15 protein-coding genes are annotated in these 15,501 nt (G+C 66.6%); 4 read left to right on the top strand and 11 right to left on the bottom strand.

Features of this window, described 5'->3' with window-relative positions:
* The first annotated feature begins 55 nt into the window (after nt 1-55).
* From EPO55_RS13350 to EPO55_RS13340, 3 genes are read left to right on the top strand one after another with little or no spacing between them, the layout of a single operon-like run.
* Nucleotides 56-1,207 carry a Gfo/Idh/MocA family oxidoreductase gene (locus EPO55_RS13350; RefSeq protein WP_296337368.1) on the top strand — a complete coding sequence of 384 codons (1,152 nt, stop codon included), beginning with the start codon at nt 56-58 and terminating at the stop codon, nt 1,205-1,207.
* A 10-nt stretch (nt 1,208-1,217) separates the two neighbouring features.
* Nucleotides 1,218-2,387, top strand: a complete 1,170-nt coding sequence (locus EPO55_RS13345) for a dihydrodipicolinate synthase family protein (protein WP_296337367.1) — start codon at nt 1,218-1,220, stop codon at nt 2,385-2,387.
* Nucleotides 2,388-2,391: 4 nt separating this feature from the next.
* Nucleotides 2,392-3,261 (top strand): sugar phosphate isomerase/epimerase family protein, encoded by an 870-nt coding sequence (locus EPO55_RS13340; RefSeq protein ID WP_296337366.1) that lies wholly within the window; start codon nt 2,392-2,394, stop codon nt 3,259-3,261.
* A gap of 9 nt (nt 3,262-3,270) precedes the next feature.
* Here EPO55_RS13340 and EPO55_RS13335 read toward each other — a convergent pair whose 3' ends face one another.
* The 3 genes from EPO55_RS13335 to EPO55_RS13325 are packed head-to-tail and all read right to left on the bottom strand — an operon-like array spanning nt 3,271 to nt 7,039.
* Entirely contained in the window at nt 3,271-4,374 is a 1,104-nt protein-coding gene (locus EPO55_RS13335; protein ID WP_296337365.1) for an amidohydrolase family protein, read from the bottom strand.
* 12 nt (nt 4,375-4,386) lie between these two features.
* Nucleotides 4,387-5,490 (bottom strand): enolase C-terminal domain-like protein, encoded by a 1,104-nt coding sequence (locus tag EPO55_RS13330; protein WP_296337364.1) that lies wholly within the window; start codon nt 5,488-5,490, stop codon nt 4,387-4,389.
* Nucleotides 5,491-5,503: 13 nt separating this feature from the next.
* Nucleotides 5,504-7,039 (bottom strand): carboxylesterase/lipase family protein, encoded by a 1,536-nt coding sequence (locus EPO55_RS13325; RefSeq protein WP_296337363.1) that lies wholly within the window; start codon nt 7,037-7,039, stop codon nt 5,504-5,506.
* Nucleotides 7,040-7,080: 41 nt separating this feature from the next.
* Between EPO55_RS13325 and EPO55_RS13320 the strand changes: the two genes are divergently transcribed.
* Entirely contained in the window at nt 7,081-7,806 is a 726-nt protein-coding gene (locus tag EPO55_RS13320) for a transporter substrate-binding domain-containing protein (protein ID WP_296337362.1), read from the top strand.
* A 13-nt stretch (nt 7,807-7,819) separates the two neighbouring features.
* Here the strand turns inward: EPO55_RS13320 and rpiB are convergent, their stop codons facing one another.
* From rpiB to EPO55_RS13280, 8 genes are all read right to left on the bottom strand, one after another.
* Nucleotides 7,820-8,266, bottom strand: a complete 447-nt coding sequence (gene rpiB / locus EPO55_RS13315; protein WP_296337361.1) for a ribose 5-phosphate isomerase B — start codon at nt 8,264-8,266, stop codon at nt 7,820-7,822.
* Between the two features lie 10 nt (nt 8,267-8,276).
* Nucleotides 8,277-9,593 (bottom strand): histidine-type phosphatase, encoded by a 1,317-nt coding sequence (locus EPO55_RS13310; RefSeq protein WP_296337360.1) that lies wholly within the window; start codon nt 9,591-9,593, stop codon nt 8,277-8,279.
* A 38-nt stretch (nt 9,594-9,631) separates the two neighbouring features.
* On the bottom strand, nt 9,632-10,207 hold the full coding sequence (locus tag EPO55_RS13305) for a cytochrome b (protein WP_296337359.1): 576 nt from the start codon (nt 10,205-10,207) through the stop codon (nt 9,632-9,634).
* A gap of 63 nt (nt 10,208-10,270) precedes the next feature.
* On the bottom strand, nt 10,271-11,599 hold the full coding sequence (locus EPO55_RS13300; protein WP_296337358.1) for an FAD-dependent oxidoreductase: 1,329 nt from the start codon (nt 11,597-11,599) through the stop codon (nt 10,271-10,273).
* A 10-nt stretch (nt 11,600-11,609) separates the two neighbouring features.
* Nucleotides 11,610-12,389 (bottom strand): ABC transporter permease, encoded by a 780-nt coding sequence (locus EPO55_RS13295; RefSeq protein WP_296337357.1) that lies wholly within the window; start codon nt 12,387-12,389, stop codon nt 11,610-11,612.
* On the bottom strand, nt 12,386-13,192 hold the full coding sequence (locus tag EPO55_RS13290) for an ABC transporter permease (RefSeq protein WP_296337356.1): 807 nt from the start codon (nt 13,190-13,192) through the stop codon (nt 12,386-12,388). Before EPO55_RS13290 ends, EPO55_RS13295 begins: the two co-directional genes overlap by 4 nt.
* A 102-nt stretch (nt 13,193-13,294) precedes the next feature.
* The gene (locus EPO55_RS13285) at nt 13,295-14,347 is read right to left on the bottom strand and encodes an ABC transporter ATP-binding protein (RefSeq protein WP_296337355.1); all 1,053 of its coding nucleotides are present in this window, start codon (nt 14,345-14,347) and stop codon (nt 13,295-13,297) included.
* Between the two features lie 7 nt (nt 14,348-14,354).
* A complete protein-coding gene (locus EPO55_RS13280) occupies nt 14,355-15,431 on the bottom strand; it encodes an ABC transporter substrate-binding protein (protein ID WP_296337354.1) in 1,077 nt (358 codons plus the stop codon).
* Nucleotides 15,432-15,501 lie beyond the last annotated feature (70 nt).

Below are 15,501 nucleotides of genomic sequence, written 5' to 3'. Positions count from 1 at the left end.
GCAATTAACCGTCTGGTTACTTGGGGCGCGAAGACCCCATCGAGGAAATGCACGCATGACGACACGCACTCTCGGGCTCATCATGAACGGCGTCAGCGGACGCATGGGCGTCAACCAGCACCTGATCCGCTCGGTCGCGGCGATCCGCGCCCAGGGCGGCGTGCTGATGTCGGACGGCTCGCGCGTCCAGCTCGATCCGGTGCTGGTCAGCCGCAGCGCCGACAAGGTGAAGACGCTGGCCGAGCAGCACGGCGGCCTGCGCTGGAGCACCGACGTCGATGCCGAGATCGCCAGCGCCAAGAACCATATCTTCTTCGACACGGCGACGACGCAGATGCGCCCGACCTTGCTGGAAAAGGCGATCAACGCCGGCAAGCACATCTATTGCGAGAAGCCGATCGCTACCAATCTCGCCGAGGCGCTGAAGATCTGCCGGCTGGCCAAGCAGAAGGGCGTCAAGAACGGCACGGTGCAGGACAAATTGTTCCTGCCCGGCCTGCAGAAGATCAAGATGCTGCGCGATTCGGGCTTCTTCGGCCGCATCTTCTCGGTGCGCGGCGAATTCGGCTACTGGGTGTTCGAGGGCGACTGGCAGGCGGCCCAGCGGCCGTCGTGGAACTACCGCACCGAGGACGGCGGCGGCATCGTGCTCGATATGGTCTGTCACTGGCGCTACGTGCTCGACAATCTTTTCGGCAAGGTCCAGTCGGTGTCCTGCATCGCGGCAACCCATATTCCCGAGCGGGTCGACGAGGCGGGCAAGCGCTATGCCGCGACCGCCGACGATGCGGCCTACGCGAGCTTCCAGCTCGAGGGCGGCGTGATCGCCCACATCAACATGAGCTGGGCGGTGCGCGTCTATCGCGACGATCTCGTCACCTTCCAGGTCGACGGCACCCTGGGTTCCGCCGTCGCGGGCTTGAGCGACTGCATGATCCAGCCGCGCACGGCGACGCCGCGGCCGGTGTGGAACCCCGACCAGAAGCAGACCATCGACTTCTACGACAGCTGGCAGAAGGTGCCGGACAACGTCGTCTACGACAACGGCTTCAAGGCCGAGTGGGAGATGTTCATCCGCCACGTCGTCGAGGACGCACCCTTCCCGCATACGCTGGTCGAGGGCGCCAAGGGCGTGCAACTCGTCGAATGCGCGCATCAGAGCTGGAAGGAACGGCGCTGGGTCGACGTTCCGGCACTCGTCGTCTGAGGAGATTGCCATGTCGATCGTCCTGCCCCTGCCCGCGCTGGGCGGCCACCTCTCTCCCTACACGCTGTCGACGGCGGCGCATTTCCCCGACCGCGTGACGCGGCCGCTCAACCGCGTAGCCCTGGCCGCCGCCCACGTGGTGGCCGATCCAAATGCCGACATCGATCCTTGGCTGCAGGCGGCGCCCGACTGGGACCGCACCATCGCCTACCGCGAATATCTCTGGGACCTGGGCCTCGGCGTCGCCGAAGCCATGGACACCGCCCAGCGTGGCATGGGGCTCGACTGGAAGATGGCGCTGGAGCTGATCAGGCGCTCGGTCGCGGCAGCACGCGGCCGTACCGGCGCCGTCGTCTTCTCCGGCGCCGGCACCGACCATCTCGACCTCAATGCCGTGCGCTCGGTCGACGAAGTGATCCGTGCCTACGAGGAGCAGATCGCGGCCATAGAAGCGGTCGGCGGCCGCATCATCCTGATGGCGTCGCGGGCGCTCGTCCGCGTCGCGAAGTCACCTGACGACTACGCCCGCGTCTACGACCGCGTGCTGGGCCAGGTGCGCGAGCCGGTGATCATTCACTGGCTGGGCGACATGTTCGATCCCGCACTGGCCGGCTACTGGGGCGCGGCCGACTTCGCTCCGGCGATGGAAACGGCGCTGGATGTCATCAACCGGTCAGCGGCGAAGATCGACGGCGTCAAAATCTCCCTCCTCGACAAGGACAAGGAAATCACCATGCGCCGCCGGCTCGACAAGCGCGTGAAGATGTACACCGGTGACGACTTCAACTACGCCGAACTGATCGCGGGCGACGACCAGGGCTATTCGCATGCCCTGCTCGGCATCTTCGACGCCATCGCGCCTGCCGCCACCGCCGCGCTCTCGGCGCTGGCCGGTAACGACCTCGCGAAATTCCACTCCATCTTCGCACCGACGGTTCCGCTGTCGCGGCATATTTTTCGCAAGCCCACGCAGTTCTACAAGACCGGCGTGGTGTTCATGGCCTATCTCAACGGCCACCAGGACCATTTCACCATGGTCGGCGGCCAGGAAAGCGCGCGCTCGACGCTCCATCTCGCCGAACTGTTCCGGCTGGCCGACAAGGCGGGGCTGTTTCGCGATCCCGAGCAGGCAGCGGCACGCATGAAGGCCGTCCTCGCCGTGCGCGGCATCGCGACCTGACCCGATGCGCGATTTCAGCGACGGCCCGCGCCATCTCTCGGTCAACACCGCGACCGTCCGGCGCCAGGGTGATCTTTTGGCCATCGTCGAGGCCTGTGCCCGCCACGGCATCCCGGCGATCAGCCCGTGGCGCGACCAGGTGGCGAGTGTGGGACTCGACCGCGCCATTCGCCTGGTCAAGGACGCCGGCCTGAAACTTTCCGGCTATTGCCGCGGTGGCTTGTTCCCCGCTTCCGGCGAGCATCGCGGCGCGGCGCGCGACGACAACCGGCGCGCGGTCGACGAGGCCGCGGCGATGAGCGCGCCCTGCCTCATCCTGGTGGCTGGCGGCCTGCCGCAATATGCGCGCCCCGGCTCCGCGCCGTCGAAGGACCTCGAAATGGCGCGCGCGATGATCGAGGACGGCATCGCCGAGCTGCTGGCCTATGCCCGCACGGCCAAGCTGCCGCTGGCGATCGAGCCGCTGCATCCGATGTACGCCGCCGACCGCGCCGCGGTGAACACGCTCGCACAGGCGCTCGACATCGCCGACCGCCTCGATCCCGGCGGCCGCAGCGGCGCGCTGGGCGTCGCCGTCGACGTCTATCACACGTGGTGGGATCCGGATCTCTATGCCGGCATCACCCGCGCCGGCCGCGAGCAGCGGCTGCTCGCCTATCACGTCTGCGACTGGCTGGTGCCGACCACCGATCTCTTGAACGACCGCGGCATGATGGGCGACGGCGTGATCGAACTCCGTCGCATCCGCCAGGCCGTCGAGGATGCGGGCTTCAACGGCTTTTCCGAGGCAGAAATCTTCTCTGAGCGTTGGTGGGGCCAGCCGATCGACACGGTGCTGGCGACCTGCATCGAGCGCCACCGCACCGTCGTCTGATCCGCCGAGTCAGGCGCCCGGCCTGCAGATCCCGTAAAAGGCCGCGCAGGTCTCACCAAGGATGAGATCCTTGTCGCGTGCGGTCAGGAACGGGCAGTACCGCCTCACATAGTCGAGCGACTGCTTATAAGTGCAGAACCGTTCCACGTTCGGCATGTCGGAACCCCACATCAGCCGGTGTGCGCCCAGCTGGTTCTTCATGTCCTCGATCAGCGTTTGCGCCTCGGGGTAGGGATAGTCCCAGACGCCGCCATAAGTGATCGGGAACATCACCTCGAGCACCATCGGCTCGTGGCGCCAGACGGCGAGCGCCTCGTCGGGGAACTGGTAGCGGCCGTTCCGGGCGAAGAAGGCGACCGGCGGGCTCATCGCCATGTGCACGCGGAGCGACGGGTGGCGCGCGAGCACGCGGCCGAACGCCGTGAGGTTCGCCATGTAACCCGCCACATCGTAGGTCGGGCCGGAGCTGATCTCGAAGCAGAGCAGGATGCCCCGCCGCGCGAGCTTGTCCCAGAACGGCGCCATCTCCTCGGCATCGAGCGGCCAGGGGAAGCCGTGGCGGCTCATTGCATCGACGCCGAAGTAGAGGCCGCGCAGGCCGAGCTCGTCGACCGCACGGTCGACCTTGGCGAGTTCGGCCGGCGTGCCCGCCATCGCCTCGTCGACATGCATCAGCCCGGTCATCCGTCCGGGATACTGCTGGCCTGCAAAGGCATTCATCTCGGTCATCGCCCCGTAGCCGCCGCCCGCCTGCAGGATGCAGTGGTCGACGCCGGCGTTCATCATCTGGGCCAGCATCAGCTCGGGCGGCGCCACCTGCTCCTGCATGCCCACGGGCATGTACTGGACACCGTAATCCTCGCCCTCATGGGTGAACTCGAGCTGGCCGAACCGGCCGACGCGGAAATCGACGTCGGCGAGACCGGTCCATCCCTCGTCGCCGGCCCGGAACAGCGCCTTGGTGTCGGCGCGCTTGCCATCACGGAGTCGGAAGGTCGGTGCGACCGTCCGGGTGACGACGCGCTGCAGGTAGCGCTTGTGGACCTCGCGCGTCGGATGTCCGCAGGCACCGATCCAGTGGGTGAAGATGTGGGCGTGGCAGTCGACGATCATGCTTCTCTCCGGCTATGAGAGCACGGTCACCTTCTTGCGCTCGATCAGCTTGAAGTCGATGGCCGCCCCCAGGCCGGGGCCGTTGGGCACATGCACCATGCCGTCGCGGCCGACCACGATGTCCTGCTCCAGGCCGTATTTCTGCGCCGCGTCCGGCAACAGCACCTCGAAGAAGGACGTATTCTTCATAGAGGCGATGACATGCAGGTTGGCAATGTTGTTCAGAGAATTGCCGCCGTGATGGACCTCGTAGTTCATGCGGAAGGCCTCGGCGAGATGCGCGGTCTTGACCAGCGTGGTGATGCCGCCTTTGACGGCAACGTCCCCACGCAAGTAATCGGTCGCCTGCAGCATGAGCCAGGGCTGGTAGGAATCGAGGCCGGTGATGGGATACTCGGTGGCGAGGATCGGAATCGAGAGCTGCTGCTTCAGCTTGACGTAGTTGTAGATGTCCTGGTCGGCGAGCGGGTCCTCGTACCAGTAATAATCCATCTCCTCGACGGCACGGCCGACGCGCACCGCCGCCGGATAATCGTAGCTCCAGGTCGAATCGAGCATGATGGTGTAGTCGCCCACGGCGTTGCGCACCGCTTCGCAGACCTTGATGTCCTGCTTCCATTGCGTCGGCGGATGGATCTTGTACGCAGCCCACCCGTTCTCCTTGAAACGCACCGCCTCCTCGGCATATTCCGTCGGCGACGACATCACGGCGGAACTCGCATAGGCCGGCACGGATTCGCGATAGGTACCGAGCAGCCGGTGGATCGGCTGGCCCATCGATTTACCCAAAAGATCCCACAGCGCCACATCGGCGGCGCCGATGGCGCGCACGCCGCAGGCCCGCTGCTTCTTCCACAGGTCCTGGACGAGGGTTTCGCGATGAAGCGGATTGCGGCCCATCAGCATCGGCTTCAGGTGGGTGATGAGCCCCTGCCCGTCGGTCGCCGCCGAATTTGAGGCCGAGCCCAGGAAGGCATGCCCCTCGACACCCTCGTCCGTGATGATCCGCAGCAGCCCCAAGGCGCTCGAACCGGAGAAGCGGCTGTGTGCACCGTAGGTGGTCGGCGGAATGTCGTCCCAGGCGAAGAGCGTGAGCGTGACGTCGGTGATTTTCATGGCCCAATACCCTTCATGGTGTCGTCTCCCATACCCGTCGCTCGGCGCCATAAGGGTCGTTCTCGACCCGGCACGTCGTGTCGAAGATCATCGTGGCGCGCTCGGCCGTCGAATAGCCCGGCCACACCGGCAATCCGGCATGACCCGGCCGGCCGTGACGGGCAAAGGCCAGCCACGCGCGGCTCATCCTTTCGGCCAGCACCAGACGCGCGGGATCGTCGCCCGTCAGCGCCGCGGTCTCGACATTGCCGAACACGAAGGGGATCTCCAGCGTGTGGCAGGAGCGCAGCCGGCCGCCCAGTACCGGCGTCTCCCAGGCGAAGAGATAGACGAACACCGGCGCCGCCTTCTGGGCGAGCTTGCGCTCGGCGATCTGCAGCGACAGCGAGCGGATGCCGAGATCGCTCACGATGGAGACGGCGATCTCGTCGGCGGGCTTCCGCGGCTGCGCCTTGCGGTAGGCCGCGATCACCTCGGCGGTGCGCGCGCCGAGATAAGGCTTCAGACCTTCGGGCAGGTTTTCGAATGTGGCGTCCACCACCCACGGCTGATGGCCGATGAACAGCGTCTGCTCGTCCTTGTTGGAGCCGATCATCAGCGGCACGTCGGCCGACACTTGGGGCGCCGTGGGCGCAAAGGGCCCGCCGGGAAAAACCTTGCCGTCGATCACGGGATTGAACCCGAGCCGCCGCCGGTCGGCGGTGCTCGCTTGGGAGATGCCCGCCAGCACCGCGCCCTGGGCTTCGAGCAGGCGCGCCGCCGGCAGCTTGCGGAGCTCCCCCGCCTGCTCGGGCTTCAGGCCGAGATGCGCCAGCACCTGGCGCGCGGTGTTGGTGCCGTCGGCACGCTCGGCCATCTGCACGGCGGGCCCGCTCTGGATGATGGCCTTGTGGAACAGGTCCTTGGCGCCGGGCAGCGCCATCAGCACGCTCACCTTGGCACCACCGCCCGACTCGCCGAAGATGGTGACGTTGCCGGGATCGCCGCCAAACGCCGCGATGTTGTCCTGCACCCACTCGAGGGCCGCCACGATATCCATCACACCGGTCGTGCCGGCGCCGTCGAAATCCTGGGCGATGTCTTCGAGATGGAGATAGCCCAGCGCGCCCAGGCGATGATTGAAGGACACAACCACGACATCGTCGGCGCGGCAGAGGTTGGCGCCGTCGGACCACGGCGAGGAACCCGAGCCGGTGATGAAGGCGCCACCATGGCACCAGAACAGCACCGGCCGCTTGCCGCCGGTCACGCCCGACGACCAGACGTTGAGGTAAAGGCAGTCCTCGTCGAGCTTCTGGCGCCCCGCCAGGGTGAAGATCTTCAGGAGATCCGCGGGCAGGCGGAATACATTTTCGCTCTGCACCGACATGTTGCCGTAGGCCACGGCGTCGCGCACACCGCTCCACGGCTCGACAGGCTGCGGCGGCCGGAAGCGCAACGGCCCCAACGGCGGCGCAGCATAGGGAATACCCTTGAAGACGCTGACGCCGCGCTCCATCGCGCCGCGCACCTTCCCGGCCGTGGTCTCGACGACGATGTCGGCTGTCATGCGCGTTTCTTTCTCCCTTTCCTTCAGTATATGCTGGGACGATGAGCGACAAAGCAAAAGCCGAACTGGCCCCGACTGGCATTCTGCGTGCCGGCATCAACCTCTCCAATTTCCTGCTGGTCACCGGCCGCAGCGCCGCCGGCGATCCCGACGGCGTGGCGCCCGACATGGCGCGCGCGATCGCGGCCGAGCTGGGCGTGCCGGTGAAATACGTGCCGTTCAAGACGCCGGGCGAGCTGGGCGACCAGGTCGGCAAGAACATCTGGGACATCGGCCTGATCGGGGCCGAACCGCAGCGCGCCGAGAAGATCGCCTTCAGCGCCGCCTATGTCGAGATCGAGGCGACCTACATGGTGCCGGCGGGCTCGCCCATCAAATCCATCGCCGACGTCGACAGGAAGGGCGTGCGCATCGCCGTCTCGGCGCGCAGCGCCTACGACCTCTGGCTGGTCAACAACATCAAGAATGCCACCCTAGTGCAGGTCAGCGGCCTCGATGCCGCCTACGAGAAGTTCATGTCCGACAAGCTCGAGGTGTTGGCGGGCCTCCGTCCCGGGCTGCTGAAGGACGTGGCCAAGGCGCCAGGCCTGAAAATTCTCGACGGCAAGTTCACCGCCGTGCAGCAGGCGGTAGGCACGGCCAGGCCCAACCTCGCGGGCGCGGCCTTCCTCGCCGCCTTCGTCGAGAAGGCCAAGAAGTCGGGCCTGGTGGCCGAACTGATCGAGCGCCACAAGGTCAAGGGCCTGTCGGTCGCTCCGGCGGCGTAGATCGTCCCTCGCGCTAGCGCCCCGCATCCATGTCGGCGAGCTTTGCCACGCGGCGGCGAAACTCCTCGGCCGTCGAGAATTTAGCAGCGAGGTAGGCGGCGATCAGATCCTTGGCGAGCCAGGGCCCGACGATCTGCGCGCCGATGCACATCACGTTGACGTCGTCGTGCTCGACACACTGGTGTGCGGAATGCACGTCGTGGCAGACCGCGGCGCGGATGCCCTTCATCTTGTTGGCGCCGATCGAGGCGCCGACCCCTGTGCCGCACACCATCAGGCCGCGCTCGGCGTGCCCCGAGGTGATGGCGGCCGCGACCTTGCGCGCGATGTCGGGAAAGTCGACCGGCGCGGGATCGTAGGAGCCGACATCCTCGACCTCATGGCCGAGCCCACGCACGAAGGCAACCAGCTCGGCCTTCATCGGAAAGCCGGCGTGATCGGAGCCGATGACGAGTTTCATGATGGTGTCTCTACTGCTTTATCGTTACGCAGCCCGGGTCGATCGCGGCGTTGGCGATCTCGACGAAGCGCTCCAGCGGGCAGGCCTTGTCGCGGGCATAGGCGCTGCAGGCCGGCAGGTCGACCGCCACCATGCCGGGCGGATTGTCGAGCGTGAGCGGCGTCATGTTGCGCAGCTGTTCGGGCGTCTGGGCGTAGAAGGCCATCCGCACGTAGCGCTGGCCGCTCCGGCTCTCGCGCAGCAGCTCGAAGGCGAGCGCACTGCCCGGCGGGACTTCGTTGTCCTGGTAGCCCTTGATCTGCCAGCCGAGGTTGAGCAGCCCGGCGACGTTCAGGATGTTGGTGTCGTGGCCGATCAACATGCCGAAGCGCACCGGCTCGGCCAGGTTCGGCGCGCCGGGAAACTTGTGACCGTTCTGCAGCGCCGTCGTGACCAGCGCCAGCATGTTCGATCCCTTCTGCTGGGCGATCGGCCTGGTCTTCTCCATCAGGTCGAGATGGAGACGATGCACCTTCAGCACGTCGCGGAGCTTGTCGTCGCCCGCCGGGCCGCCCCCCAGGCGTCCCCAGGCGACCTGGTCGGCCGGCATGCCCTCGGCGCTTTCCTGCAGGAAGATTTCCCCTGCCATCGAGCCGATGGCGATCGGCCCCTTCATCGCCACGCCGCCCTTCGGATCCGGCACGATCGCCGGCGCCTCGGCCGCCAGACCGCAGCCGGCGGCCGAGCCCGGCGGGCAGAGCGTCGATTGCAGGAGGGAGAGCTGCGGCGCGTACTCCCGCAACACCGAAGTGAAGTCGCCGCCGATGCGCGCCAGGATCGCGGCGCGGTTGCTCGCCGCGTCCATCGGGCAGGACGGCGACGGTGACGGATGGAACAGCGGATCAGGTTTCGAGAGGTCGGCCTGGTGTTTCAGGATCGGGGTGATGCAGCGCATATAGAGGCCGCCCAGGGTCGAGAGCGCGGCGTATTCGGCGCGATTGTCGAGGTCGACCCACAGCACGACGGTGCCCGGCGCGGGACAGATGCTCTCCTCGATCAGCCCGCGGCCGCCGTAGATGATCCGGTAGAACTGGCCCATCTGGTGGCCGAGGTCGGCGCCGCGCGGCGTCAGGTTGCCCGGCGCCACCGGCCAGGCGGGCCAGGGCGAGGCGGCGAACCTGGCGAGCTGCTCCGGCGTCTCGACCGGCGCCAGCACGCTGTGCCGGGAGAGCATCACGACCCGTTCCGTCTGCCAGCCCGGCGGGATCGGCGGGACCTGGGCGCCGGCCGGCGCGAAACCCGCCATCAGGGTGGAGAGGAGGACAGCGGCGGCCAGGCGAAATTTCATTGCAACATTCCGGAACAGGATCACGCCGCCAGCCTACCTCATGGATTGCGCCCACGGTAGCGCCGGCCGCCACCCGGCAACATCCGGCGGAGCGTATCGTCCTTCAGCAGATGGTGATGGACCAGCGCCGCGGCGGCATGAAGCATCGCCAGGAACACAAGCAGGTGCGCCAGCAGTTCGTGCACCTCCTTGACCGACCGCGCGAAGGTGCGGTCGCGCACCCAGGGCGAGGCGATCTCGTAGAGGCCAAACAGCGGCACCGACTGTCCACGCGCGAACTGCAGCACGATGCCGGTAACCGGCACTATCAGCAGCAGCCCGTAGAGCAGGACGTGGGCGGCGAGTGCCGTCCACGCCCCCCAGGGATCGAACGGCGTCGCGATCGCGGGCGGCGCAGGGCTGGTCAGCCGCCAGCCCAGCCGGCCGAACAGCAATGCCAGCACGACCAGGCCGAAGGAAATGTGGGTGAACAGGACCGCACCCTTCCACGACTTGGGAAACGGATCGTCGCCCACGATGCCGATCAGCCACGCCGCCAGTACCGAGGCCGCCGCCAGCCAATGCAGCCCCTTGGCGACCGAACCGAAGCCCTGCGCATCGTTGCGCCAACCCATCCCGATCTCCCGACGTGAATGGGCTATCAACACCGCAGGCAGGCTACCCGTCGTTGACTTCGATCAAGCCGTCGCGCGGTCCCACCAGTCGCGGGTGCGGTACCAGGCCCCGACCAGGGGCAGCACCCATTCGGGGTTGCCGTTGTAGAACGGCACAGTTGGAAACGGCTGGCCGTCGAAGGCGTTGACGGCTGCGTTCGAGCCGCCGGCGATCTTGCGTGCGGTCTGGTAGCCGAGATAGCTCATCATCGCCACGCCCGAGCCGTTGCACGCCATCAGATAGTGCATGCCCTGCTCCATGCCCATGTGTGGCAGGAAGTCGAAGGCGAAGGCCACATTGCCGGTCCAGGCGTGAGTCACCTTCACGCCCTTGAGCTGCGGCCAGCGCTCCAGCATGTAGCCGTGCAGCACCGGCGCGCTCACCTCGGGCGCCACCTGGGTGAAGCGGGCGCGGCCACCGAAGATCACGCGCTTGTTGTCGGGCGATTGGCGGTAGTAGCAGAGCACGCGCTTGGTGTCGGAGACGACGCGGTTCTTGGGGATGAGGCTTTGCACCAGGTCCTCGGGCAGCTCTTCCGTCGCAATGATGTGGCTCGCCACCGGCACCAGCTTGCGCTTCAAGGTCGGCGTGAGATCGGTGGTGTAGCCGTTGGTCGCGATCACGACCTCGCGTGCCTCGATCGGCCCCTTGCTGGTGAGGACGCGAAATCCGCCGGTCTTGCGCTCGATCTTCTCGGCGTCGCAATTGGCGCAAAGCGTCGCGCCGGCGCGGTGCGCGGCCTTCAGCAGCCCGCCGTAGTAGAGCGCCGGATGAAGCTGGCCGGTGCGCTCGACCACCATGCCGCCGTAGTAATAGTCCGAGGCGATCTCCTCGCGTTGACGATCGCGCGGGATCATGTAGGTGCCGAGCGCCTTCTCGTTGTAGGTGCCGACCTTGGCTTCCTGCTCCCTGTAGTGGCGCGGCGTGTAGGCGCCGGAGAAGCGGCCGTTCATGCGCCAGTGGCACTCGATGCCCTCGCGCTGGATCACCGTCTCGACCTGCGCAAGAGAATCCGCGGCATCGCTCAGCATGCGCGCCATCACCTTCTTCCAGGCCTCGGCATCGCCACCGACGCCCTTGCCCGAGAAGCCCTTGCCCATGGTCGTGCCGCCGCTCACGCCACCGCCGTTCCGCGTCGAGGCGCCGACGCCGAAGTCGCCGCGCTCCAGCACGGTGACGTCGACCCCGGAGCGCGCCAGCTCGAGCCCGGTCGAGAGGCCGCCGTAGCCCGCGCCCACCACCAGCACGTCGGTCTTGAGCGGTGGGTCCTGGCTCAGCTCGTTCGTGGGATGCCACCACTCCCACCACCACGGCATCGACTTGAAGTCCTTGTGGAACACGCTGTCGGCCATGATGCCCTCCTTAACGCGCGCTGCCGCTGAGGCCGCGGCCGAAGCGGCCGATCAGCACCAGCACCACCGATACCAGCAGGATCTGGATCACCGACACCGCAGCAATCGTCGGATCGATCTCCATCAGGATATTGTCGAACATCTTCTTGGGGAGAGTCATGTTGGCGCCAGCCAGGAACAGCGCGACCACCACCTCGTCGAACGACGAGATGAAGGCGAGCAGGCCGGCCGAGACCAGGCTTGGCCGCAAGAGCGGTAGCGTGATCCGCCGCAGCGTCTGCCAGCGGCCGGCGCCCAGCCCCTCGGCCGCCTGCTCCAGCGCCCGGTCGAAATCGCGCAGGCCCGCCACCATCACCAGCACCACGAAGGGCAGCGCCAGCACGGTGTGGGCGAGCACCAGCCCGTACCAGGCGCCGATCAGCTTCAGCTTGGCGAAGATGCCGTAGATCGCGACCGACAGGATGATGGTGGGCACGATGATGGGCGCCAGCGCCAGGCGCTCGACGAAGGCGCGGCCGAGGAATTTTGCCCGCACCAGGCTGAAAGCCAGCGGCACGCCCAGCGCCAACGCCAGGATCGCGGTCGACACACCTATATATAGAGAGCGCCAGGTGGCATCGATCCATTGCGGATCGTCGAGGTAGCGCTCGTACCACTGCCAGGAAAAGCCCGGCGGCGGAAACTGCATGTAGGGCGCGGAGCTGAGCGAGATCGGGAACACCACCAGCAGCGGCAACATCAGGAAGAGGTAGATCAGCGCGCAGGCGAGCACGAGGAGACGCCGGCTCATGTCGCGGGCTCCGTGCGCGTGAAACGCTGGGCCAGCGCATAGACGGCGAAGGTGGCGACCAGCAGCACGGCCGAGAGAGCGGCGGCAAACGGCCAGTTCAGCGTCTCGCGCACCTGCTGCTCGATCAGCACCGCGATCATGATGACCCGGCCGCCGCCCAGCAGCGCCGGCGTGATGAAAAAGCCCAGCGACAGCACGAAGACGATGACGGCGCCGGCGAAGATACCGTTCAGCGTCAGCGGCAGGTAGATGCGCCAGAAGATCCGCCAGTTCGAGGCGCCCAACCCCTCGGCCGCCGCCACGATGGCGGGATCGAGCCGGCGCACGGCGCCATAGACCGGCAGCACCATGTAGGGCAGCAGCACGTGCACCATGCCAATCAGCACGCCGGTGAAATTGTGCAGGAGCGGGATCGGGTCGGTGATGATGCCGGCGTCGATCAGCGTCCGGTTGAAGACACCGTTCCGCCCCAGCAGCACCATCCAGGCATAGGTGCGCACCAGCACCGAGGTCCACAGCGGCAGCAGCACGAAGATGAAGCCGACCGTGGCCCACAAGGGCGTCGTGGTCGCCATCAGGAAGCCCAGCGGATAGCCCAGCAGCAGGCAAAACAGCGTGACCAGCAGGGCGATCTCGAAGGTGTTCCAGAAGACGCGGAGATAGAGCCCCTCGCCCAGCGCCTTGGCGTACCAGTCGAGGCTGCCGCCTTCGAGGCTGAAACCCAGCATGCGCACGACGGGGAACAGGAAGAAGAAGAACAGCAGCACGAGTGCCGGCAGCGCGGGGAAGAAGGATCTATTCATGACAGTAGTTGCCACCCCACACCCGGTGTCATTCTGAGCGAAGCGAAGGATCCTTCGCTTCGCTCAGAATGACACCGGGGTTCATGGCGGTGGTCGTGCGTTCTAGAACACATGGATCGCGTCCGGATCGATGCCGAACGTCGCGCGCGCGCCGGGCGCGGGCAGCTCGCCACGGGCGGGCTGGCGCACCAGCAGTTCCAGTCCGTCTTCGCAGGCGAGGCGGAGCTTGAACGACGTGCCGAGATAGACCGATTCCACGACCTCGCCCGCGAAGGCATTGATGCCGCCGGAAGCAAAACGCTCCGGCCGCATCAGCACGCCGACGCGCTTGCCCGGCACCGCGCTGGTGCTCACCCTGAGCTGCCGCCCGCCCTCCAGCGTGACCACGCCTGTGCCACTCATCGTGCCGTGGAAGATGTTGCTCTCTCCCACGAAGTCGGCGACGAAATCGTTGGCCGGACGCTCGTAGATCTCCGTCGTCGTGGCGATCTGCTGGATGGTGCCCTTGTTCATCACCGCGATGCGGTCGGAGAGCACCAGCGCCTCCTCCTGGTCGTGGGTGATGAAGATGGTGGTAAGGCCAAGCCGCCGCTGCAGGCGGCGGACTTCGAGCTGCATGGTCTCACGCAGCTTGCGATCGAGCGCGCCGAACGGCTCGTCGAGCAGTAGCAGCCGCGGGTTGAAGACGATGGCGCGGGCCAGTGCAACGCGCTGCTGCTGGCCGCCCGAGAGCTGGCGCGGCAGGCGCTGCTCGTAGCCCGCCAGTTCGACCAGGGCCAGCGCCTCAGCGACGCGGCGGGCGATCTCCGCCTTGGTAACGTTCCTCATCTCCAGCGGAAACGCCACGTTGCGCTCCACCGTGAGATGCGGGAACAGCGCGTAGTTCTGGAACACCATGCCGATGTCGCGCCGGGCCGGCGGCAGGGCGGTGATCTCGACGCCGTCGATTTTCACCGATCCGGCGTCGGGCTTCTCGAAACCGGCCACGACCTTCAGGAGCGTCGTCTTGCCCGAACCGCTGGGGCCGAGAATGGTCAGCAGCTCGCCGCGCGCCACCTGCAATGACACGCCGTCGAGCGCCGCCACCTCGCCAAACCGCTTGGCCGCCCCGTCGATCCGGAGCTCGGCCGATCCTTCAACGCCGCCCGACGCCACGCTCTGCTTAGGCCTTCTTCAGCATCCAGGCGTTCCACAGTTCCTGCGCCTTGGCGCCGTTGTCGGCGTACCACGCGTCGCTGATCCAGAACTGCTTGTCGAGATACTGGGTCGGCAGGTAGGGCTTCACCTTGGCATCGACGTAGTTCAGCGATTCGAGGTTGAGGCCGGGATAGCCCAGCTCCGAGGCATAGACCGCCTGCTGCTGCGGAATCGCGAGCTCGACCAGCATCTTCTGCGCCCAGTACAAATTCTTGGCGCCCTTGGGGATGATGAAGCTGCCCTGTTTCAGCGCGCCCTCGTTCCATTCGATCTCGATCGGCGCGCCCTTCTTGATGATGTCGTAGAAGCGGCCGTTCCACCCCGTGGCCAGCACGACCTCCTTGTCGAGCAGGAGCTGCGCCGGCTGCTGGCCGGTCGACCACCACACCGTGACGTGCGGCTTGATCTGGTCGAGCTTCTTGAAGGCGCGATCGAAATCGATGGGATAGAGCTTGTCCTTCGGCACGCCGTCGGCGATCAGGGCGAACTCGAGATTGTCGGTCGGATGGTTGCGCATAGAGCGCGCGCCCGGGAACTTCTTCACGTCCCACCAGTCGGCCCAGCTCTTGGGATGGGTGCCGCCTTTGAAGACGTCGGTGCGGTAGCCGATGATGGTGGTGTAGACCGACGAGGCGAAGACGTAGGGATTCTGCGCCGTCGGCGGATACTTCGAGCGGTCGACGATCTTGTCGTCGATCTTCTCCAGCAACCCGAGCTTCTGGGCGCGGATGGCGTCCTGACCGCCGATCTCGGTGACGTCCCATTCGACGTTGCCCGACTGGACGGTGGCGCGGAGCTTGCCCATGTCGACCGGGCTCGTCTCGACGACCTTGATGCCGTACTTCTTCTCGAAGCCGTTGAAGAAGGCCTTGCGCATGGCCGTGCCCATCGAGCCGCCGGAGTGGTTGACCACGATCTGGGCGGGCTTGGGCGGCTCGGCCTGGCCGAAAGCCGGCCCAGCCAACGAGGTGCCGGCGCCGACGGCGGCAGCACCGCCCAGCAGCGATACCGCCTGGCGGCGGTTCAATTTCTTCATGTCCATGACGTGGTCCCCTCTTGAATCCCCGACTGACTGTAGGAGCGACGCCTGACGCGGGCAACAACGATGGCCT

The organism is Reyranella sp. (assembly GCF_004296935.1).
GTDB lineage: Bacteria > Pseudomonadota > Alphaproteobacteria > Reyranellales > Reyranellaceae > Reyranella.
This window is presented reverse-complemented; position numbering and strand designations above follow the sequence as displayed.